Here is a 21,214-nt window from a genome sequence, read left to right as displayed (position 1 = left end):
TTTCTCACCTACTTTCCACATCTATAGAATCAACTATCCCAATTATTACGGCATCAATTGGCAGATCCTCATCTTTAAAAATAAAGCGTGCGGCACTCCCTCTAGTAATTAAGACACGATCTCCAATCCCTGAACCGATACGGTCAGCTGCAATTAAAGGAGTATCCACAGGCAATCCTTGTGGATCTTCTAACTGTACAAATAAAAATTTAAGTCCTGTCAGGCCTTCCTCTTTACGGGTTGCCCATACATTTCCAGTAACTTTACCGATATGCATTATGATTGCCCCTCTAAATCGACTCTTATTTGAATTCCTCTTTCCCTGGCTGTATCTTTTGCCAATTGAGTGATAACTGTTTTTGAAGAAACTCTTATTTCCGTTGACTCTATGTTCCGAATGTCGTTTTCCGTTAATAGTTTACGATCGTAAAGAAGTAGAGAAGGATGTAAAGTTTCTATAAGACCAAACCAAACTCCAAATTCCACAAGCTTACTTTTGTACTGTAATAAATGCCTGCGGTAACGATCGACACGTTCCGGATTGGAATGAATATCTTGTTTTAAAAGCCATTCGATTTCTTTCGACGGCTCAAATAGAACATAGTCTCCCTGTCGCAAGGCTTTTGCCAGCAATCTGCTTCCTGGAGTATCCGTTAATCCCATCGCTCCTCTTACAAGCAAATCCTGATTAACATCCAAAAAGGCCAGATGCTGATAGTCAGATTGCTCATAAAGACAGCTATCGGTATCACTACAGGACTCGACCTGCCAAGAATCCTGCAGTGTTGAGATAAGATACTCAATTTTTTCCGGCTTTTTTACTCCCTCATACACTAGTAAAAGTTTGGGCTTATCATTTAACCTGGCTATTACTTCAAGAATAATTTGCTCTAAGACCTGTTGATCGATTTTCATGGCCGTCCACTCATATAAAGGATTCCCAGGTCTCCAGTCACACACATTGCGGCATTTGCCTCATCCGTGTCAATGTGCATTTCCAGTTGATATCGGGGGGAAACCCGGATTAAAACTTGTTCGAATAGAATCGGGCGTTTTCCTTCTATCTTCACCTGAGCGTATTGTCCATTGTGTAACTTAAAACGTTCCGCATCACTCGTTGTCATATGAATGTGGTTCTGGGCGATTATCAATCCTTCTGGTATATATATGCTCCCATTCGGACCAACAATAGTTGCGGGTGACGAACCCTTAATATTTCCAGATTCTCTTAAAGGTGGATTTAATCCTAATTTAATAGAATCGGTTTTACTAATTTCAATTTGCGTTGCACTTCTGACGGGGCCAAGAATGCGGACTCGTTCAAGGCTTCCTTTAGGACCAGCCACGGTAACCGTTTCGTTTGCGGCAAATTGACCAGGCTGAGAAAGATTCGCTTTTCTTGTCAGTTGATAATTTGTTCCAAATAAAATTTCCAAATGTTCTTTACTTAAATGAGCATGACGGGCAGAAACGCCAATCGGTATCGAAGGTGCTTCCCTCCCCTGTTGTATTTCTTTGATAACCTTTTCAACAATTGACTGAATGACGTGGGAGTTCATGAATCTTCCCCCTCACTTTCCTTACTCTGCCTGAATTTGCGGTAAAATACTTTCCAATTCGTTATGTGGACGTGGGATTACATGGGTAGATAACAGTTCTCCAACTCTTTGTGCTGCTGCAGCTCCTGCGTCAACTGCTGCTTTTACTGCACCTACATCTCCGCGTACAAGTACTGTTACCAGTCCTCCCCCAACATGAACTTTACCAACCAAATGGACATTTGCAGCTTTTACCATTGCATCCGCAGCCTCTACCGAAGCAACTAATCCTTTTGTTTCAATCATTCCTAGAGCAGTAAGTTCTCTTGTCATATCAATTTCCTCCTAAAATTTAAATTTATAAGTTTTGTTTTCTATGAATCCGTTACATTTGAGCCAATACTTTGGACACCATTTGGGTAATGGTTTGCTGGTCTACTGAAGTATCTCTTCCGACCCCCGCAAGAACCTTTTCTACGACTGATTGGATTTGGTCCTTCATCATTGAAGAGCTATCCGGCTGGACAGTCGTTTGTGTCAATGGAACTTCGATTTCCTTTATGCCATATGCAATACGTTTAATATTCATTAAATGTTCAGCACTAATATTGTCACTAGTGATATTTCCTCCATAAGCGCCACATCCAAGTGTTAAAGAAGGTTTTAATCCTGTTGTTCCGCCTACAGCACCGATTGAGGATGGTGTATTGACTAATATTCTAGATACAGGCATCTGAAGTGAAAATCTGCGAATGACCATTTCATCAGTAGAATGAATGGCCAAGGTATGGCCTCTGCCTCCTATTGATAAAAGCTGGTCACAGATTGAGGCGGCTTGCTTTTCTCCATCAACCGTATAAAAAGGAAACACTGGTGCAAGTTTTTCAATTGAAAGCGGAACATCTTTGCCCACCTTTGTTTCTTCAGCAATTAGAATCCTTGTGTCCTCCGGAACCTCAATCTGAGCCATTTTTGCTATTACCAATGCATGGCGGCCTACGATTTTCGGATTTAATTTTCCCGGTGATGGAGAAACAACAATTTCGAGCTTTCGTTTTTCTTCATCATTTAAGAAATAAGCACCGTGTTTCTTAAATTCCCGAATGACCATCTCCCGTATGTTTCGATCAACCACCAAAGCTTGTTCAGTAGCACATATGGTTCCGTTATCAAATGTTTTACTGTCCGCAATCCGTTTCACAGCCTTTTGAATATCGGCTGTTTTTTCGATGTAGCACGGGACATTGCCTGGACCTACGCCATATGCGGGTTTTCCTGAAGAATAAGCTGTCCGGACAAGTGCTCCTCCTCCTGTTGCGAGTATTAGGTTCACATCACCATGCTGCATTAATTCCTGCGTAGCATCCATGGTTGGTTTTGTGATCCAGCCGATAATTCCTTCAGGAGCACCTGCATTTACAGCAGCCTCCAGACAAATCCTGGCTGCTTCTACCGTGCATCTCGCAGCGGACGGATGCGGACTGAATACGACAGCATTTCTTGTTTTTAGTGCTATTAAGCTTTTAAAAATAGCACTAGATGTTGGATTGGTTGTTGGCACAATCGCTGCAATTACACCGAAGGGGCTGGCAATCTCCAGTATTTTTTCATTTTTATTCTCACGAATCACCCCCACAGTCTTCATTTCCCGAATGGATTCGTATACTCCCATAGAAGCTACTTCGTTTTTGATTGCCTTATGCTCGGGGACTCCCATACTTGTTTCTTTTACTGCCATTTTGCCAAGCTCATCCTTTTTAGCAAAAGCTGCATAAGCGGCGGCTTGCACAATCCGATCGACTGCATCCTGTGAAAATTCCTCATAAAGTTTTTGTGCCTCTTTTGCTTTTTTAACCGCATCTCTCATCTCCTGGAGTGAGAGAAGGTCCTGATCCATTTGCATTTGTTCCCCTCCTTTCCGAGTTAATAATCGATTGGGTTCCGGGCGATCTCCCGAATGCTCTGCCTGAAAGCTTCTGCGGCTGCATGGCAGGCTGACTGGCTTCCCGTTAAAAGTCCTCCGCCGAAATTTGTTTCAGAAGGCGGACCGTAAAAGGCAGCCAATTGAACATCAGCGGCTTTTAATGCAGCATCCAGACCATACATGGCCTCCAATGGCGGGGCAATTAAGTAGGCAAGCGGAGCACCTTCTTCAATGTTTGCAACCTTGGATAAATAACTTCCGGTTCTTGTCACAACATGAGCGTACATTGAATGTGTCCCTTCCGGATTAATGGCTTCAAAATATGCTTCATTTTCAATTACATTTTTTGCAGTATCTATCCCGCTAATTACTTCATCAGGAGAAGGTCCTGCAATAATGCCAATAAATTCCCCCGACAACGGACCTGATGCGTGACTTGCTCCCGCATAAAATGATCTGGCATAAACAACCTCTACATCCGCTTGTTTTGTAGCTTCGTCAAGAGCCGTATACCCCACATCATCAATGGTGCACGTCAATATTGCGAGGCTTCGCTGATAAGGCTTTAGACTAAAAGGCTGAGCAAGTGCTAAATCTGCATTGGGGATGATACGAACAGCTAAAATTTCTGCTTTAACAGGCCGAATCTCCATCGATTCCATCCTTCCTAACCTTCTTTTTGCACCAGTGAGACACCGCTCGCCTGGTACTTTAGAACCTTTTGTACTACACTGCCTAAATAAGCACCTGCCTCCACCGGTGGAATACCGCCTCTATGAATGTTTGAAATGACCATTCGATCGGCTTCGATTGTTCCTTTTCTTGGCTTGTAACAAATATAGGCACTAAGAGATTCTGAACTTATGAGCCCAGGACGTTCACCGATAAATAGAACTACCACTTCAGGCTCTAAAATCTCTCCGACATCATCCATTGAAGCCACTCTGCCTTTCTCAATATAAAAAGGTGTTCCATAGCCAATCCCTAGATGATCAAGCGATTGTAAAAAAGATAAATAAACATCCTCTAGATTTTTTTCAATTGCCTGTGAACTAAGCCCATCCGAAGCAATAATTTGCACCTTCGATTTGAATAGGCATTTTTCCCGAATGGTCATTCTCGCTTGTTCGGACAATTTTCTTCCCAGGTCAGGCCGGCGGATATATTCCTCTTTATGGTCTGTCATCGTACTGACTGAAAAGAATTTAAGAGATTCAAGCAATTCCTCTGGAACGTTTCCATACACTGCATCTACAGCAGCTCCGTGATCCAAACGAAATCTCAGCCATGTTTCCGTTTTAGGACGAAGACCCGCTCTTCCGACACCTACCCTTGCCGGTGTTTTTGTCACCGAATCCCGCAATGCTTCTGCATTAAGTGGGGAGCTGACACCTATTCGAGTTTGCAATTCGGGAAGAATCCTATCCTCCACCGCCGTCTCGCTGCAGTCAATATTGGTTTCAGGAGATTCTGCATGACCCAAAAGTTTCACTAGCTCATCTGAATTCAATGCTGAATATGGATCTGCTGCTTTTTCGGTACCCACAACCATATAGTGATTTTCAGATGATAAATGGTCCCATAGCTTCACCATTCCAGCGTCTAATTCGGACGAAGTGGCCGGAACCTCTTTATATTCCGATGCATCTCCGATCTTTTCCAGTATCAGTTTTGTAATGGTCTCAATTAACTCTGTGTTCATCATCTCACCTCCTTACTTATGAAACAGGGTTAAATCTCCCGCATGGGATGTAAGTTTGCCATCTTTCATGATCCCGACGTTCTCCAGCCATGCTTCAAACAATGGGGCCGGCCGGCGATTCATCGTCTGGCGTAATGTTGCCACATCATGATAACTAAGAGATTGATAATTTAGCATGCAATCATCTCCCATCGGAGTTGCGATAACAAAGTTTACTCCTGCAGCAGTAAGCAGCACCCCTAAATCCTCAATATCATTTTGATCAGCTTGGATATGGTTCGTATAACAAATATCCACTCCCATTGGAATCCCATGCATTTTGCCCATAAAGTGGTCCTCAAGCCCTGCACGAACCACTTGCTTACAGTCGTACAAATACTCCGGTCCAATAAACCCGACAACCGTGTTTAAAATATATGGATCATACCTTTTTGCAAAACCGTAATTTCTGGATTCCAGCGTCATTTGATCAATCCCAAAATGTGCTTCAGCAGAAAGCTCTGAGCCCTGGCCTGTTTCAAAATATAAACGCTGTGGACCTGCAGATGTCCCTAGCTGCCGGATCATTGCATTTGCTTCATCCAATAACGATGCTGTGATGCCGAATGATTTATTGGCCGCTTCGGTTCCGGCGATACTTTGAAAAATCATATCAGCCGGAGCCCCCTGCTCAATGGCCTTCATTTGAGTGGTGACATGCGCAAGTACACAATTTTGTGTTGGGATATTCCAATTTACTATAAAATCACGGGTCGCATGCAGTAATCTTTTTACACTTTCAACGGAGTCATCAACCGGATTAATCCCGATTACCGCATCGCCAATTCCGTACGAAAGCCCTTCTTTTAAAGAAGCAAGCATTCCATCTACGCTGTCTGTAGGGTGGTTGGGCTGAAGACGGGATGCGAGTGTACCTTTATGGCCGATGGCTATATTACATTTCGTGACAATTTCCAATTTGTTTGCGGCATGTATCAAATCCAGATTGGACATCAGTTTAGTGACTCCGGCAATCATTTCACTAGTGAGTCCACAGCTTAATCTCAGGAGGTCCTCACCTGTAGTTTTGTCATCAAGGATGTATTCCCGGAGCTCTGCCATTGTCCAATTTTGAATTCTGCGATAGGCTGGTTCATTTACTTGTTCCTCAATAATTCTTGAGACTTCGTCTTCCTCCGGTGATAGGAGTGGATGATTGCGAATATCGCTGATGGTGAGCGATGCTAATACTTGCTTTGCCGCAATCCGCTCCTGGACAGATTCAGCTGCTATTCCTGCCAACCGGTCTCCTGACTTTTCTTCATTGGCTTTGGCAAACAACTCTTTCAAGTTACGAAATTGGTATACCGTGCCTAACAAACGAGTCTTCATAATCATGAAGCTTTCCCTCCTTCCTACGAATGAAATGCGAGCGTTTTAATGACAACTGGAACCACTTCTGATTGCAGCTTATTGCCTATATCGAGATAATCGCCTTGTTCGACAAGGATCTGGTCAATACAGATTACATCCCGCTCAGACTGCATTGCCAAAAGGGTTTGCCCAAGCACCTTAGCCATGTCATCCTGAAGGACAATGACAATGGGATTCGTTTGGTTTGGCTGCAGCCTGTAGGCATCAATCAACCAATTCCCCAATTGCTGGACATCCCGAAAGCGAAGAAAAGGAAGATCCGTTAAATATAAGACAAAGTTTTTCCCTTCAAGTGCCGGGTCGTAAACTTGAAGGGCCTGCTGGATCGCATTTTTAATTTTTTGAGAACCATCCTCGAGATTTCGATCCATTCCAATTTGATAAACAGGCAGATTTTTTAATGGGAGCCTGGCTGGATCCACTTGTATGGTTGCTCCGCTGATATGTGTAGTTTGCGTTCCGGCACCAAGAACTGTTGCCCTAACAGTTTCAGCTGGCGGAATCCAATCCCAGTCCTGGAGTTCTGTATTATCTTGAAGAGCTTTTGCAAGATGCATCCCGATATCCGGGTAAGAATCAGATGAGGGTTCCTGTCCATAAATGCACTCACTCACACCTCCGGAAAACATGATTTGATCTATGGGAACCTTCCAATCAGGAGGATGTCCGAGAAGCAAGACCTCGTCATCTCGGGTAATTTTCCGCTGCAATATATGGACCAAAATTCGCGCCATTGCTTCTGTTACGGGACGTATAAAGTCAAATGACACTTCGTCGCCAGCTGCAAGGGGTATTCCTAATTTCATCAATAATTCCCGTACAGGTGGGGAAATATTTTTCACCTGGCCATTATCAAATTCTATCAGGCGTCCCCCGATATGCAGAGTGCAGGTTCCCCGTAATAACCCTGCCTGGTAGACTGCAATATTAGCAGTTCCGCCTCCAATATCGATATTGGCAATGGTTTTACCTGTCTCCTTTGAGCGTTGGAACGCACCCGACCCTTTTCCTGCTATGATTCCTTCAAGATCAGGTCCGGCAGTTGCAACTAAAAACTCACCTGCCTGTTCGGATAAAAGATACAGCATTTCTTCTGCATTCTGCTTTGTTGCTGTCTCTCCTGTTATTATGATTGCACCCGTCTGGATATCCTGCGGCCGCACACCAGCTTTTTTGTATTCCTGCTCAACAAGCCCGAGAACAGACTTCATATCAATCAATGTTTCGTTTAAAAGCGGAGTTCGATAAAGGGAGCTTTTGTAGATAATTTCTTTGTCAATAATCTCAATACGAGGTACATGAGAAGACCCCGCAGTATTCATAAGGGTAAACCTGCTCAAAATCAGCTTAGTCGTGCTTGTTCCAATATCAATACCCGCGCTAATGATTTGCTCATTCCTCTTCATACATCCTCACCCCCTCTTTTAAAACAAAAAGACGCCTAAATAGCGATCTGATGATCGTTATTCAGGCGCCATTGCCTATTTTTATGCTTTTATCATTAAACTGCTGTGACATCGGTTTCCAATCGTCTATGGATAATAATCGAATCCGCCACCGCCTTCATCGATTTACCATTGTTCATGCTATAAGATCTTAACATTTTAAACGCTTGCTCCTCACTCACCTGGTATACTTCCATAAGAATTCCTTTGGCCCGCTGAATCAGCTTTTGATCTTCGATTTTCTGTTCCATTTTTTTAATATCGTTTGCCATTGTTTTTAATCGGCTCGCTTGGGCTAATGCAATTTCCACAGCTGGAATAAGATCTCGTTCAGATACGGGTTTTACCAAATATCCAAGAATATATGCGTTCTTGGCCTCTTCCACCAGGTCACGCTCACTGTAAGCAGTTAGCAGAAGAACTGGAATCTGGTACGCCTGATAAATGATACGGCTTGCTTTAATACCATTCATCCTGGGCATTTTGATATCCATTACAATCAAGTCAGGTCTGTGAAGGGCGGCTAATTCAATCGCTTTATCCCCAGAATTCGCTTCTGCTACTACATCGTAGCCAGCTTCTATTAACATTTCCTTAATATCCATGCGTAAGATTGACTCATCTTCGACAACCATCATTCTTAATTTGCCCATGTTCATTCAATCCTCTCTATTAGGGAAAGTCACCCACGCCTCCGTCCCTTGCTCGCAATTCTGTAAAAATTCAAACTCCCCATTCAAGTCATAATTTGTAAGGTTTTTTACAATTTCAATCCCTAAATGATCTATCTCTAGGTCATTGTCCATCCCATTCCCATCATCAATCACCCCAAGTTCAATGGATCGGCCATTTTGCTTAAAGTGTATCGTGACATTGCCGGCGGAACGTCCAATAAAAGCATGCTTCATACAATTTTGAATCAATTCCGTTACAATCAGAGCCAAGGATACTGCTTGAGAAGAATGGAGCTCAATTTCATCTTTGGTACATAAGTGAATTGCTACAGAGCAGTTTGGCTGATAAGGATAAAACACTTGTCCAGTTGTAATCTTTTTGATTATGTTCACCATATTTACCCTTTCAATCCCACTGCTTGACAGCACATCGTGTACCGCAGCAATACTCGTAATACGGTTTAGACTTTCCTGGTATAAAAGTTTTGTTTCCTCCGGTATACCCCGCCTCATCTGCATGCGTAGCAAACTCGCTACCGTTTGTAGATTATTTTTGACTCGGTGGTGAATTTCCTTAATCACTACCTGATTCACCATCAGCTGTCGCTCCTTATCGCGTAAATCTGTGATATCGCGAATATAGAGCAGTATACGTTTGGAATCAGCCTTTTTGTTCAGTAAACATATTGAACGGAGAATAAAAACCTTATCCATGCTCCTCACTTCGCGTTGCGTAATCCCCCCATGAGTAAAATCCGCCTTAACAATAAAAGGTAAAATTATAAGTATATTTTGATTCGTTAAATTCTTTTGTTGAGTTGGATTGTGTTCCTTAATGAGGCCTATTGCAAAATTATTAGCATACTGGATGGCACCATCTTCCCCTAAAAGGATTAATGCCTCTTCAAGATAATCAGGTATCATTTGGTCCTTCAAAACGATGTCCCATGTTCGCCCAAATTCCGCGGTTGTTTCTGATAACAAGGCAAGCTCGTGTTCTTGCTCTACTTGCTGAGTAATGTCTGTTTCCAAAATCAATAATGCTATTACAGAGCCTTCATCATTTTTAATCGGAGTTACATTTTGACAGACATGCGACCCTTCATGTGTCAAAGCACGATTCATCATTGCTGGCTTCCCGCTATGATATGCTTTGTAAACTGCTGGCTCATACGAGTATAAGATCTTTTTTCCAACTACCCGGTCCTGGTATAGTGAAGGAACCGTCGTCGGAACCGCTTCCGCGACCACTATGGCTGTTTCAGGGTCCTCAGTTGCACAATCAATAAAAACATTTCCTTGGGCAAGATCAGCGATCATCTGTAATGACTTGCTTTTTTCTTCGAGAACCTCGATATCTTTCTCAGGTAAAGAGGTATACATTTTGCAAAGTCTTGAAACTTCCCATTTAAGCTCGATCATGTGTTGATGCCCCTTTATGAAAAAAGGCACCAATCTACATAGATCTTCTATGCGGATAGGCGCCTTTGCCTAAATTCCCTATTAATTTGTTAGGACTATTATACAAAATATTCTGTAATTTGAAAAGGCTTACTCAATAAAAAAGACTCAAACTTTTCTCATTTTCGCAATATCCCTTCATCTCTTTATAGGAATTACACGAAACCAAGCCTTTAATCTCTTCAATTCCTTGATTTTTATAAGAGGATGTCACGACAATAGGTCCCTGAACCATTGCTTTCTTTAATTTAGAGATGGATTGTTCAACATCAGCTTTATCTGAATCCGCCTTTGTAACTACCCCAATTGCTAATTTTGGAATTCCTGAAGAAAAACCAGGAGGAAACGTTATTTTTAGATTTGTGGCGTCTTGAATAAACAATACATGCGTTACTTCCAGTGCTGTTGCCATAATGGATTTATAAAATAGAGGATTTTCAGTATATTCACCTGGTGTATCAACAATCCAGTCATAATAATGAAGGGATTGTGTTTTCACAGCCTCCACTTTCCGTCCTAATAAGGCATTAGTTAGTGTGGATTTGCCTGCACCAATCGATCCAATCAGCATAGCACGGTTTGACATCGTAAATACCTCACCTCCTATGACATCGTTATGGAAGCGGGAGTATAGCCAAGTGTTTCTGATAAGAATTGATTAATTCTCCCCATCGCCATCTCAACTTCAGATACACTGCCTACTAAAACCAAGCTTCCTGTAAAACGATCCAAAAACCCAATTGACACATGGGCCGCCTTTGTGGCTAAATCTCCGGCGATTATGACAGTTTCACTTGGAGTCAAAGTTAAAATGCCAATAGAGCCTGATTTTTGTATTCCTAACTTTTCAAATAACTCTACTTCTGGATTAGCAATCAAATGGCTTAATGTTATTTGTTTCCCAGGGACAAATTCTTGAATAAATCGCTTTTTTTCCTCAGTCATGTATAGTACCTCCTAAAAAAAGAAAAAGCCCCATTCCAAAAGGAAAAGGGCTTCGTTGCCTTAGTTATTTTTTCATTATTATATCATAGTTGAGGATCATCTGCTAACTTTTTTGAATTTTCACAAAATAAAACTTGCTATTTTTCGTTTATAAAACAGAGGTAGGTGTTGGTAAGGGTATATTTAACCCAAGTAATAAGAGAATAGAAAAAAGCTTCCTTTATTAAAAGAAGCACCCTTTAAGAATGTTAATTTAGTTTTCTTTCATTAAACCAATCGCCTTCATTTCCCGCCGTCTCTCTTGAAAGGTTGCAATTTCCTTTATCCCTTTTTCTAGAAGGCTTTGTGTATTTTGATCAATAAATGACCCAATATCATCTGGAAAATGAGAGTCAGATGAAGTCGTAAAACTCACACCGGCATTTACTAAAACAGTCAAAAAGGCCGGGCTAGGACACATTTCTTTAACCGGATAACGGTAATAAAGACCGGCATTTATCTCTGTAGCCGTATCTGTTTCTATTAGTGCTTTTGCTATTCTTTCATAATGAGGTAAAAGCAAGTCTTCGTCTGGACGGTAATTAAAAACCTTGAGGTTATCCAAATGAGCTACGAATTGGAATATTCTGCTACGGATTGCCCTTTCCACCACGCTAAAGAAGTCTTCATATAAATTTATTAATGGGTATTTATTATATTCTTCCTGAGTATCAGGATTATCAAATCCCCACCCATATATATAATGAACAGAGCCGATTATGTAATCCCACTCATAATTCCCAAGAAGGTCTATCAGTACCTCTTCACTTCCGGGAAAATAGTCTGCTTCAATCCCCAGGCGAAGAGTTACGCCTTCATCAGCCCATCTCTTCTTGGCTTCAGTCATTGCTCTAACGAAATTACCCATTGATTCGGTCATAACCTGATTGAGCCAAACTCGCTGCTTTTTGCCAATTTCCGAATCGCTCAGGTCTAGGTTTTTTTCAAAATAAGCCCTGGCCTCCTTAAAACGGTATAAATGATCCACTATTCCTACTTCGCTCAGGCCTTTTCGTTTCGCTTCTATTAAATAAAGATCAATCCACGAAGCGTCATATGCCCCTTTTTCCATTCTCTTAGCTAAACGTTCCATACTTTTCGAAAGCCACCCCCGTGTGTGGGGTGTTTCATCCAGCGGCCGAAAATAGTTTAAAGCTTGATTTGTCCGATCCATCCAGCGGAATGAATAGGGGCCTTCTTCAAGATGTAAATGATAGTCAACCTTCATGTTTTTCGCCACCTTTGACTGTAATCCATTGAAGCATGGTATCCATGTCCTTTTCTATCCATAAGTTTGGCATATCTTGATTGCAAATCACATTGTCTATTGTAGTTAATGGACATATTTTATAGAAGGATTCCTGATTTATTTTAGAAGAATCGGAGAGTAAAAAAACCTGGTTCGCCCTCTCAACCATCGCAGTTGAAACAAGGCATTCCTCCAAATCATAATCGCTTACATCCGTTAGTGTGAATCCTCCACATGATAAAAAGACTTTGTCAAAACGAAATGAATCAAGCATCTTGCAAGTCAATGCACCCACAATCGATTTTTGTTCAGGAATCGTAACTCCCCCAAGTACGATGACTTTACCTTCAAATTCCTTATTTTCTAATCGGTGATTCAATATATCCGCGGCAGGAAGTGAATTGGTTACAATAGTTACACCCTGAACATCTGAAATCGCATCTGCGAGATGGACCGTCGTGGTTCCAATATCAATCATGATGGTATCTCCATCCTTGATAAACTCGGCTGCTTTGTGTCCTATTGCCTTTTTATCTGAGGCTCTTAAATTCATTTTTTTTGAGAAATGTGGTTCATTCTTTGTTTGCTGATGCTTAACTGCACCCCCGTGTACCCGCTGCAGTTTTTTCTCTTTTTCCAAAAGATCAAGATCTCTCCTGATTGTCTCAGGGGTAACCCCTAATTCTATTGCCAGGGAAGCTACCAGTATTTTGTTCTTCTGCTCTAGCTGATTTAGAATGTAATCATGGCGTTCGGTTACCAAGAAGCTCATGCCAGAGGAATCACATCCTTTTTATCAATATAAAGAGTTTTCAATGTTCCCTCCTGTATATCCTCATTCGATTTGTGCAAGTGTTCCGCTGTTACGGAAACACCCTTCGAAAAAAGTTCATAACGGGTTACGTTTCCTAGCATCATCACCTTATCGACTTTACCAATAATCTCCAGATAATTATCAATCATTTGCGAAGAGAATGCTTCTGGCCTTACTGCATACAGTTTGTGAGGGAATTCTGTTCCTTGAGTTAAAAGCGATAATTCTTCCCCTTTGAAAACATTATAGTTTCCGATAAATCTTGCAACAAACTCGTTTACAGGCTTCGTATAAATTTCATGAGGCGTACCGCTTTGTGCAATATAGCCTTCATTTAAAATATAAATTCGGTCACTGACAGCCATTGCTTCCTCCTGGTCATGCGTTACAAGCACCGTCGTCATGTTCAGTTCCTTCTGTATAACACGCAGCTGTTTTTGCAGATTTTTCCGTATCTGTGCATCGAGGGCACTTAATGGCTCATCAAGGAGCAATACCTTTGGTCCCGTAACAATGGACCGGGCTAAGGCCACACGCTGCTGCTGCCCTCCCGATAATTCCCTTGGATAGGAATTTTCCTTACCTGATAATCCTGTCAATTCCACCATCCGAGCTACTTTTTTCTGAATGGCTGCCTTATCAAGTTTTTTCATTTTCAGGCCAAAGGCTATATTTTCAGCGACAGTCATATTCGGGAAAAGGGCATAAGATTGGAAAACCATTCCGATTTGCCGGTCCTTTGCTTTTAATTTCGTGACATCTTTTCCTTCTATCTTTATTACACCGTGCTCCGGGTCAATTAAGCCAGCAAGAATTCTCAACAATGTAGTTTTCCCACAACCGCTTGGTCCTAGTAAGGTAACAAATTCACCTTGTTTTAATGAAAGGTTGATGTCATGCAGCACCGTTTGCCCTTTGAAAGCCTTGTTAATTTTTTCAATCGTTACATAAGTCATTTTACACCGTCCCCTTTTTTGACCGAGTCACTTTTACAATCACGACTGAAAGAATGCAGATTAAAATAAAGTAGCAGACTACAATTGCACTTGCTATATGTCCGCTAACATTTAATTTTTTATATAAAAAGACCTGAATGGTTTCAAAGCTTCCTCCTATCAAAAGGTTAACTAGCACAAATTCCCCGAATAATATTGAAAATGACAGTAGTGAAGAAACCAGAATGCCAGTCATAATGTTTGGCAAAATGACTTTCATAAACGCAGTGAATTGGCCAGCCCCTAATATTTCTGCTGCCTCCATAAGCGATACTGCATGAATGTTCCTTAAGCTGTTTCGTGTCCCCTGATACATATAAGGAAGAATTCCCACAAAATAGGCACCCACTGTTACAACTACCATAGAAATTCCACTGTTTGAATAAGCTCTAATTAACCCAACAGCAATGATAACTCCTGGCATCGCGTAGGTCATAACAATTAAGGATTGTATGAACTTCTCAAGCCTAGGTGCATACATAACAATCGAGAATATAGTCGGTACCATGATGACAAGTGAAAGGACCGTAGCGCCAAATGAAAGGATAAGTGACCGTCCCATTGCTTTTAAAAATACTGAATCACCAAATAATTCTTTGTACCATTGAAAGGTTAAGCCTTCAGGCAAAATGGTCTTATGCCATTGTGTGGAGAATGAGTAAATTAGTGTACCAAGAAGCGGAACGATCAAGTAGAGAAGGACTGCTCCAATCGTCAGATAATGATAAAATGAACGTTTTATTTTCAAGATAAATCCCTCCGAACTTTGCGGGTTAACCACTCATTTATGAGCATGGCCGTTACTAAGGTTATTCCCAATAACACCGCAATGGCACTGCCGAGTTCTGGTTTTGCAAATATATCTCCGGTGGTTAATGCTCCAATTCGTATTGTGAGCAGATTATAAGTACTTCCTGTCAAAGCATAAGCGGATGCATATGCTCCCATCGCATTGGCAAACAGTATACTGAACGTACCAGCAATACTAGGCAGGATAACTGGTACTCCAATACGAAGCCAAAACTTCAGCGGACTAGCGCCCAGCAGGAAGGCCGCTTCTTTCCATTGAGACTGTATCCCCTGGTAAACTGGGTAAAGAAGCATGACCGCCAAAGGAAGCTGAAAGTAAATATATATAAGAACGAGTCCTGACCAGGAGTAAACATTAAAGGAACTAAGCATTTCCCAGCCGATATGCTTAAACAGCAAGGTAAACAAACCGCTGTTTCCTAGAAGAACAATAAAAGCAAAAGCCAATGGTATTCCTGCAAAGTTAGATGTTAAGTTTGCAAAAATCAACACACGGTTTTGAATATTACTAGAAAAAAGTGTTAACGAATAGGTTGCGAATATGGCGAAAAGGATAGCTATTAAACTTGATAGAAACGAAATCAGAATACTATTTTTAAAGGCTTGGTGGTAATAAGCATTTCGAAAAACTTCTGCATACTGGTTCAATGAAAATCCTGTTCTTCCATCCGCTTGAAAGCCTCCATATATCATAAATATCAACGGAACAAACAAAAACAAAACAACCATCAAAAGAAACGGCAAGAGACTAAACAATAGCATTCCATTTATTCGTTTCAATTGGAAAACCCCTTTTTTTTCTGTTTGAATCAATAATGTCTAACCCTATTAAGAGAAAAGGCGCCTTCTTAGGAAGACGCCTTTTTCAAGTTGGGAAGGGACAGTTTTTGCATAGCTTTAGACGGCAGTATATTCAATAGCTTGCATGCTAAAGGCGCAACCTGCAGCTGAGGAATTACTTCTTCATAAGTACCTGATGACAGTTTGTCACTGATTATGAATAAGGGAACATCCCGGTCAGCTGTTGTCGTGCCGCCATGCTGCCCGTCATTATTCATGCCATGATCAGCAGTTACAATGATTTGATAGCCCGCATTTATCCATTTTGGAAGTATATTTGCCAAAACAACATCTGCGGCGATGGCACGATTCCGATACTCTTTTGAATCAGCAGTAAACTTATGACCATCATCATCGATATTCATTGAATGGACATACAGGAAATCCGGTTCATACCTATCCAGCAAAAAATTGGCATCCGAAAATAAATGCGAATCCGGATAATGGTCTTCCCAGTAGAAAATGCCCTGCTCAATCGGTTTATCTGTGTCTAACTGTATTCGATCTGTCATCTGGTTAAACGGGGCAGAATTATAGAGCTCACTCACCCAGTAATAAGATGCTGTGGCATTTTTTAATCCGTTTTTCTTGGTTAGATGAAACAAACTTTCTTCATGAGACAATCGGACTGTTTGATTTGATGTAATCCCATTTTCATAAACAGGTGTACCCGTTAATAGCACCTCATAGAGAGGTCGGGATAAGCTCGGCAGTTCAGACTTAACCTTAAACCGTGAGGCTTTTTCCATTTCAATCAGATGCTGCATGTAGCCCATTTGGGAAACAGCCGTATCAAAACGCATACCATCAAGCATAATAAAGGCAAGTTTATTTGACATTTATTAACACTTTCTCCTGCCATAAAGATAGCAACTGCTGCATACTTTGTTCCCATGCTTTCGCATCTTTGACAGGTTTAACATTTTTGTACATATCATTCGGAAGTAATTTCGCTTTAGCATCTTCCGGCAATTTTACATTTTCACGAATTGGGCGGGCATAACCACGTGCCAGATTCGCTTGTCCGGCGTCTGAAAAAATATACTCACGTGCAAGCTTTGCAGCGTTTGGATGCTTTGCGTATTTGTTGATAACTGATGCATAACCTGAAATTACGGAAGCTTCCTTCGGAATCACAACATCAAATCGGGTTTTATCAACTTGATCTCGATAACCAAGCCCATTGAAATCCCAAACGACTGCTACATCGATTTCCCCTTTTTCTAGTGCTGTTAACTTGACATCGTTAGTTTGAAGACGGCCTTGCTTTGCAAGCTTCTCAAAGAAATCTACACCGGGCTTAATATTTTTTTCATCCCCACCATTTGCTAAGGCTGCTGCCAATACTCCGAATTGGGCCTGGCTTGCTTTTAAAACATCTCCAATGGCTACTTTATAAGTGCCATTTTCAAGATCCTTCCATGACTTTGGTGGATTTTTTACATTGTTTTTATCTGTAATAAACGCGATTGTACCGGTATAACCGATCATCCAGTCTCCATCTTTATCTTTCGCCCAGGCCGGAACATCATTCCAATACGATGTTTTATATGGAAGTGTTAAACCTTTTTCTTTTGCTAAAGGACCAAAAGCAGCTCCTACATCACCGATATCCGCAGTTGCATTTCCTTTTTCAGATTCAAATTTTGCTAACTCTTCCGCACTGGACATATCTGTATCAGTATGTTTAATCCCATATTTTGAATTGATATCTTCCCAAGTCCCCTTCCAGTTTGCCCAAGAATCCGGCATACCTACAGAGTTTACTTCGCCTTCTTGTTTTGCTTTCTTCGTCACATCTTCAATTGAAAGTTTTTTAGAAGCTTGAGCATTCTTCGGTTCTTCACCCTTGCTTGAACATCCTGTAAATATAGATACAGATAAAACTCCTACAGCTGCCATTTTAATAATGGAGCTTTTTCTCATCGTAACATTCCCCCGGACTTTGTATTTTGTTTGTTTTTTGTTTGTTTTTTGTTTGTTTTTTGTTTATTTATATTTGTTTTACGAGATTAATATTACATATCAAAGGTAAATAAGTTATTAAAAAAATATAATGTTTCTCTCAAGCTTGCTTGAAGATTGTAAATCCTTTTTTTCAATATAAAAAGCCTGCAGATTTAGCTGCAAGCTTAAACCGTATATTTAGGGGTGAAAATCTTGAAAATTCCATTTGCACTAGCTTTTGAATAGCGTTCGTATTGAAATCTCCAATTATATCCTTGAACACCCCATTTACCAAATGCGACAATCGCATTTGGAGATGTCTTTCGAAAGTGGGTATCCGTCGTAGCAGCTAAAACTCGGTAATGACCCGATTCGCCATTCCAACTAAGCAACGCAATAAGAAATCTTAAAGGTAGTACAATTTAGTTCTAATACGAAAGTTCACAAAACGTACATTACCTAAACACTTATTTTATTGGTAAAATTATCTTGTACCAACCACCCCAGGGAGGTACAAAGTTGGCAATTTTTCTTGGCCGTCTTCGTGGACTCCAAACACAGCCAAGTTTTCTTTATTTTCGTTTCCTTCCAAGGTTCCCTGTTATAAGTGCACAATCGCTTAACAGGTTATACTCCATCGCATGACATATACGTTGGTCAAAATCTTCCCTTTCGTATTCATCAATGATTGGCTTTTTCATTCGCTCCTGGTCAATCCATAGATCACGTAATATTGGGTTTATATAATGTATGTGACCAGTTATAACGAATGTAAAGCCGTCATATAGTTATCTTTATTGACAGGTTATTGTGCCTTAATCAATTCTTGCATCCCAAAATCAAACTGCCATTTCTGTTTACCGTGGTCACGTATCGCCATAAAACTCATCTCGATATTATCACATAGGAACAAACATTCTGTATGTGATTAAAATAAAAAAGGACCATTTTAGGCCCTAGAAATTTTGCTCTATAAATCTTATTGTTCACAAGCAATCAAGTCATTATCACGGTCACTCTTTTTATTAGCGTCATAAAGTGCTTTAGAAACAAATGGTTTATATTTTGTTTTACCGCCTTTGTTTTTTATATTAGCACCACGGGCCACCCCGCCTTTGTAAACTTTATTCATCTCAGTACAATTTTTAAAAGTTACAACCTTTGTTGCTGCTTCTGATTCCTGTGCATATCCAAAATTCAACCCAAATAAAAGCGCCAACGGAACACCTACAGCTAAAACCTTCTTCATTATAAGTACCTCGCATTCCATATTTTACTATCACTAGACTTATAATAATAGAACTCTATTAGTTTCACAATCAAAAATCCCAAATAATAGGATAGTGCCTTCTGCCGTTTACCTAATAAATTATTCCCATAGATCATTGGCTAACTTTTCGATTCGTTGTTTCCGTTCTTCCGTTTCCCCTCTATCCAATCGTGACTTACCATTTTCAATTATTACAACATCTCCTGGCTTTACATCACTTGGCAGTTCTTTCTTTGGAATATCAACCATTGATTTGTCTTCTTTTTCACAAACAGCTAAGTCTCCTTCAAAACGATCAACAATAACTTTCATTTTGATTCCTCCTTATTGTGGTACAAAGGATGTTTGTGTGGTATATGTTTTTCCGTTTGCGTGGGCCACAATATCTATGACTACTTCATACCCTGAAGCTGCTCGACTTATTCTTATTGGAAGAGCAGTTCCGACAGTTCCGGTATATTCTGTGTCCGTACTCTTATAATGCACGGTTGCTGTATAAGAGGCACCCGGTAATCCTGTTACCGTTAAATGTATCGTATGATATTGTTGCGGTTTAGCATTATCAAGACTCGCTTTTAATACGACGTTTGCTGGTGCCTTCGGTGTAGCAGCCACACTAGGAGTTGGCTTTTTCGCCGGTACTGGTGCAGGGGCCAGTGTTGGAACCACTTTCAGAACAGGGTGATTGCTTACAATATTTGGCGTTAAGTTTGCAACAGACTGAAAGTGAATAGTATTTCCATCAGCCACTGCTAAAATGGTTTTCATTTGATCCGTACGATAAATTTGTACACCATTTTGCTTTAATCGGTTAAGCACTTCCTCGGTAGGATGCCCATAACGATTACCTTGTCCAACTGAAATGATAGCGTACTTTGGTTTTACAGCTGTTAAAAAACTCTGACCAGTTGAAGTCTTTGCACCATGATGTCCTACCTTTAGCACATCAGATTGAATATCCTGGCGGGTTGCAATCATATCTTCTTCAGATCGTATTGGAGCATCTCCAGTAAATAAAAATGTGTTCTTTCCAAACGCTAACTTAAGTACAGCACTCCAATCATTGAGTTCACTTCCATAACTCTGTACAGGACCTACAAACTTCGCCTTGGCTCCTTTTAATCCTAAGTCGACTCCTGCTTTTGCTTCTTTCAACTTTAACCCTTCCTGTTTCACAGCCAGCAAGAAATCTTCATAGGTTTGTGTCGTATGAGTTACTCTTGGAGTAAAAACAGACTTTACCACAACGTTTGATAAGACTGTATCAAGGCCCCCTATATGGTCGGCATCTGGATGTGTCGCTATCATGACTTCCAAATCATTTACGTGTAAAGCCTGGAGATAACGGACTACATCATCCCCTTTATCATTGTTTCCTCCATCAATTAAAATATCTTCCCCCTGTGGGGTTTGTATCAAAATACTATCACCTTGACCAACATCAAAATAATAGACTTTCAATTGTCCGTTAATAGATGTTGCTTGTTTTGTTGTAGTTTGAGTAGCACCTTGCTTATTAACAGGCGCTGTTGTTGTCTGCGCTTGCGGTTTTATCACCGGTTTGGCAACTTTATTTTCTTTTTTTGATTGTTCCTTTCCTGCCGATGATTTAGTAGTTTCTTTAGTTGGGTTATTTTTTACTGTAGAAACATCGCTACAAGCTGTTCCGAATACAGTTAATGATAAAATCATTCCCAATGATAGGATCCATTTTGATTTTTTCATCTGTTCTTCTCTCCTTTAAATCTCTCAACCTATTATCTCTTTTAACCCTTTATGCGGTATCTGTTTTTACAAAATTTTTAAGTCATAGCAGAAATTATAAACAGAAGTCCAATAATTGATATTAACTTATTTCGTTTCAAAAATATCATTCCTAAATTCTAAAATAGAGCCTATTTTCTCTGAGTAATAAACATTAATTAATTGAGTTCTAGTTTTAACATCAGTCTTGCTAAATATTTTACCAAGATGAGCCCTTGCTGTTGAGATGCTAATGACCCAGACAACGGAAAATGGATATATATTTAAAGAACCAAAAACAAAAAATTCAATACGAACAATTTCTCTAGCCGCTAGAGTAACGGAAAAGCTAAGGCGATATAGGGTATATAAGAACAAACAGAAATTACGTTTGGGAGACAAATG

General features: G+C 40.5%; 23 protein-coding genes. All 23 read right to left on the bottom strand.

The window, feature by feature from the left end; translation table 11 throughout:
* Positions 1 to 4: 4 nt before the first annotated feature.
* Entirely contained in the window at positions 5 to 277 is a 273-nt protein-coding gene (locus AC3WR0_RS20910) for a EutN/CcmL family microcompartment protein (protein WP_027322168.1), read from the bottom strand.
* On the bottom strand, positions 277 to 915 hold the full coding sequence (locus tag AC3WR0_RS20905) for a hypothetical protein (protein ID WP_492554094.1): 639 nt from the start codon (positions 913 to 915) through the stop codon (positions 277 to 279). Before AC3WR0_RS20905 ends, AC3WR0_RS20910 begins: the two co-directional genes overlap by 1 nt.
* On the bottom strand, positions 912 to 1,559 hold the full coding sequence (gene pduL / locus AC3WR0_RS20900; RefSeq protein ID WP_492554093.1) for a phosphate propanoyltransferase: 648 nt from the start codon (positions 1,557 to 1,559) through the stop codon (positions 912 to 914). Before pduL ends, AC3WR0_RS20905 begins: the two co-directional genes overlap by 4 nt.
* Before the next feature lie 21 nt (positions 1,560 to 1,580).
* Positions 1,581 to 1,871: a BMC domain-containing protein gene (locus AC3WR0_RS20895; protein ID WP_027322165.1), complete on the bottom strand. Its 291-nt coding sequence runs from the start codon at positions 1,869 to 1,871 to the stop codon at positions 1,581 to 1,583.
* 52 nt (positions 1,872 to 1,923) lie between these two features.
* Entirely contained in the window at positions 1,924 to 3,441 is a 1,518-nt protein-coding gene (locus tag AC3WR0_RS20890) for an acetaldehyde dehydrogenase (acetylating) (RefSeq protein ID WP_492554092.1), read from the bottom strand.
* A 20-nt stretch (positions 3,442 to 3,461) separates the two neighbouring features.
* Entirely contained in the window at positions 3,462 to 4,115 is a 654-nt protein-coding gene (gene eutL, locus AC3WR0_RS20885; RefSeq protein ID WP_492554124.1) for an ethanolamine utilization microcompartment protein EutL, read from the bottom strand.
* A gap of 14 nt (positions 4,116 to 4,129) precedes the next feature.
* Positions 4,130 to 5,164, bottom strand: coding sequence for an ethanolamine ammonia-lyase subunit EutC (eutC, locus tag AC3WR0_RS20880; RefSeq protein ID WP_492554123.1), 1,035 nt, complete (start codon positions 5,162 to 5,164; stop codon positions 4,130 to 4,132).
* Between the two features lie 12 nt (positions 5,165 to 5,176).
* Positions 5,177 to 6,541: an ethanolamine ammonia-lyase subunit EutB gene (locus tag AC3WR0_RS20875; protein ID WP_492554091.1), complete on the bottom strand. Its 1,365-nt coding sequence runs from the start codon at positions 6,539 to 6,541 to the stop codon at positions 5,177 to 5,179.
* A 17-nt stretch (positions 6,542 to 6,558) separates the two neighbouring features.
* Positions 6,559 to 7,983 (bottom strand): ethanolamine ammonia-lyase reactivating factor EutA, encoded by a 1,425-nt coding sequence (locus tag AC3WR0_RS20870; RefSeq protein WP_492554090.1) that lies wholly within the window; start codon positions 7,981 to 7,983, stop codon positions 6,559 to 6,561.
* A gap of 95 nt (positions 7,984 to 8,078) precedes the next feature.
* A complete protein-coding gene (locus AC3WR0_RS20865) occupies positions 8,079 to 8,675 on the bottom strand; it encodes an ANTAR domain-containing response regulator (RefSeq protein WP_492554089.1) in 597 nt (198 codons plus the stop codon).
* A gap of 6 nt (positions 8,676 to 8,681) precedes the next feature.
* Positions 8,682 to 10,118, bottom strand: a complete 1,437-nt coding sequence (locus AC3WR0_RS20860) for a sensor histidine kinase (protein WP_492554088.1) — start codon at positions 10,116 to 10,118, stop codon at positions 8,682 to 8,684.
* 133 nt (positions 10,119 to 10,251) lie between these two features.
* Positions 10,252 to 10,743: a EutP/PduV family microcompartment system protein gene (locus AC3WR0_RS20855; RefSeq protein ID WP_492554087.1), complete on the bottom strand. Its 492-nt coding sequence runs from the start codon at positions 10,741 to 10,743 to the stop codon at positions 10,252 to 10,254.
* Between the two features lie 17 nt (positions 10,744 to 10,760).
* On the bottom strand, positions 10,761 to 11,102 hold the full coding sequence (gene eutS, locus AC3WR0_RS20850) for an ethanolamine utilization microcompartment protein EutS (protein ID WP_492554086.1): 342 nt from the start codon (positions 11,100 to 11,102) through the stop codon (positions 10,761 to 10,763).
* Between the two features lie 253 nt (positions 11,103 to 11,355).
* Positions 11,356 to 12,369: a histidinol phosphate phosphatase domain-containing protein gene (locus tag AC3WR0_RS20845; RefSeq protein WP_492554085.1), complete on the bottom strand. Its 1,014-nt coding sequence runs from the start codon at positions 12,367 to 12,369 to the stop codon at positions 11,356 to 11,358.
* On the bottom strand, positions 12,359 to 13,162 hold the full coding sequence (locus AC3WR0_RS20840; RefSeq protein ID WP_492554084.1) for a DeoR/GlpR family DNA-binding transcription regulator: 804 nt from the start codon (positions 13,160 to 13,162) through the stop codon (positions 12,359 to 12,361). The genes AC3WR0_RS20845 and AC3WR0_RS20840 overlap by 11 nt, the downstream gene beginning before the upstream one ends.
* Complete coding sequence (locus AC3WR0_RS20835; RefSeq protein WP_492554083.1) at positions 13,159 to 14,160, bottom strand: ABC transporter ATP-binding protein; 1,002 nt, start codon at positions 14,158 to 14,160, stop codon at positions 13,159 to 13,161. Before AC3WR0_RS20835 ends, AC3WR0_RS20840 begins: the two co-directional genes overlap by 4 nt.
* A 1-nt stretch (position 14,161) precedes the next feature.
* Entirely contained in the window at positions 14,162 to 14,941 is a 780-nt protein-coding gene (locus tag AC3WR0_RS20830; RefSeq protein ID WP_492554122.1) for an ABC transporter permease, read from the bottom strand.
* A gap of 2 nt (positions 14,942 to 14,943) precedes the next feature.
* The gene (locus tag AC3WR0_RS20825; protein WP_492554082.1) at positions 14,944 to 15,789 is read right to left on the bottom strand and encodes an ABC transporter permease; all 846 of its coding nucleotides are present in this window, start codon (positions 15,787 to 15,789) and stop codon (positions 14,944 to 14,946) included.
* 68 nt (positions 15,790 to 15,857) lie between these two features.
* Positions 15,858 to 16,688 (bottom strand): alkaline phosphatase family protein, encoded by an 831-nt coding sequence (locus AC3WR0_RS20820; RefSeq protein ID WP_492554081.1) that lies wholly within the window; start codon positions 16,686 to 16,688, stop codon positions 15,858 to 15,860.
* Complete coding sequence (locus tag AC3WR0_RS20815) at positions 16,678 to 17,775, bottom strand: ABC transporter substrate-binding protein (protein WP_492554080.1); 1,098 nt, start codon at positions 17,773 to 17,775, stop codon at positions 16,678 to 16,680. Before AC3WR0_RS20815 ends, AC3WR0_RS20820 begins: the two co-directional genes overlap by 11 nt.
* 1,000 nt (positions 17,776 to 18,775) lie before the next feature.
* Positions 18,776 to 19,045, bottom strand: a complete 270-nt coding sequence (locus AC3WR0_RS20810) for an excalibur calcium-binding domain-containing protein (RefSeq protein ID WP_492554079.1) — start codon at positions 19,043 to 19,045, stop codon at positions 18,776 to 18,778.
* Positions 19,046 to 19,165: 120 nt separating this feature from the next.
* Complete coding sequence (locus AC3WR0_RS20805) at positions 19,166 to 19,378, bottom strand: DUF3006 domain-containing protein (RefSeq protein ID WP_492554078.1); 213 nt, start codon at positions 19,376 to 19,378, stop codon at positions 19,166 to 19,168.
* Between the two features lie 12 nt (positions 19,379 to 19,390).
* Positions 19,391 to 20,791, bottom strand: a complete 1,401-nt coding sequence (locus tag AC3WR0_RS20800) for a ComEC/Rec2 family competence protein (RefSeq protein ID WP_492554077.1) — start codon at positions 20,789 to 20,791, stop codon at positions 19,391 to 19,393.
* Positions 20,792 to 21,214: the final 423 nt, after the last annotated feature.

The sequence above is a fragment of the Neobacillus sp. FW104-15D2 genome, from assembly GCF_058790155.1.
The sequence above is the reverse complement of the archived record's forward strand: the minus strand, read 5'-3'. Positions and strand labels throughout refer to the sequence as shown.

Coding starts and splice junctions, on each gene's coding strand:
- AC3WR0_RS20910 (WP_027322168.1), bottom strand. CDS start 277: ATGCATATCGGTAAAGTTACTGGAAATGTATGGGCAACCCGTAAAGAG.
- AC3WR0_RS20905 (WP_492554094.1), bottom strand. CDS start 915: ATGAAAATCGATCAACAGGTCTTAGAGCAAATTATTCTTGAAGTAATA.
- pduL (WP_492554093.1), bottom strand. CDS start 1,559: ATGAACTCCCACGTCATTCAGTCAATTGTTGAAAAGGTTATCAAAGAA.
- AC3WR0_RS20895 (WP_027322165.1), bottom strand. CDS start 1,871: ATGACAAGAGAACTTACTGCTCTAGGAATGATTGAAACAAAAGGATTA.
- AC3WR0_RS20890 (WP_492554092.1), bottom strand. CDS start 3,441: ATGCAAATGGATCAGGACCTTCTCTCACTCCAGGAGATGAGAGATGCG.
- eutL (WP_492554124.1), bottom strand. CDS start 4,115: ATGGAGATTCGGCCTGTTAAAGCAGAAATTTTAGCTGTTCGTATCATC.
- eutC (WP_492554123.1), bottom strand. CDS start 5,164: ATGAACACAGAGTTAATTGAGACCATTACAAAACTGATACTGGAAAAG.
- AC3WR0_RS20875 (WP_492554091.1), bottom strand. CDS start 6,541: ATGATTATGAAGACTCGTTTGTTAGGCACGGTATACCAATTTCGTAAC.
- AC3WR0_RS20870 (WP_492554090.1), bottom strand. CDS start 7,983: ATGAAGAGGAATGAGCAAATCATTAGCGCGGGTATTGATATTGGAACA.
- AC3WR0_RS20865 (WP_492554089.1), bottom strand. CDS start 8,675: ATGGGCAAATTAAGAATGATGGTTGTCGAAGATGAGTCAATCTTACGC.
- AC3WR0_RS20860 (WP_492554088.1), bottom strand. CDS start 10,118: ATGATCGAGCTTAAATGGGAAGTTTCAAGACTTTGCAAAATGTATACC.
- AC3WR0_RS20855 (WP_492554087.1), bottom strand. CDS start 10,743: ATGTCAAACCGTGCTATGCTGATTGGATCGATTGGTGCAGGCAAATCC.
- eutS (WP_492554086.1), bottom strand. CDS start 11,102: ATGACTGAGGAAAAAAAGCGATTTATTCAAGAATTTGTCCCTGGGAAA.
- AC3WR0_RS20845 (WP_492554085.1), bottom strand. CDS start 12,369: ATGAAGGTTGACTATCATTTACATCTTGAAGAAGGCCCCTATTCATTC.
- AC3WR0_RS20840 (WP_492554084.1), bottom strand. CDS start 13,162: ATGAGCTTCTTGGTAACCGAACGCCATGATTACATTCTAAATCAGCTA.
- AC3WR0_RS20835 (WP_492554083.1), bottom strand. CDS start 14,160: ATGACTTATGTAACGATTGAAAAAATTAACAAGGCTTTCAAAGGGCAA.
- AC3WR0_RS20820 (WP_492554081.1), bottom strand. CDS start 16,688: ATGTCAAATAAACTTGCCTTTATTATGCTTGATGGTATGCGTTTTGAT.
- AC3WR0_RS20815 (WP_492554080.1), bottom strand. CDS start 17,775: ATGAGAAAAAGCTCCATTATTAAAATGGCAGCTGTAGGAGTTTTATCT.
- AC3WR0_RS20810 (WP_492554079.1), bottom strand. CDS start 19,045: ATGAAGAAGGTTTTAGCTGTAGGTGTTCCGTTGGCGCTTTTATTTGGG.
- AC3WR0_RS20805 (WP_492554078.1), bottom strand. CDS start 19,378: ATGAAAGTTATTGTTGATCGTTTTGAAGGAGACTTAGCTGTTTGTGAA.
- AC3WR0_RS20800 (WP_492554077.1), bottom strand. CDS start 20,791: ATGAAAAAATCAAAATGGATCCTATCATTGGGAATGATTTTATCATTA.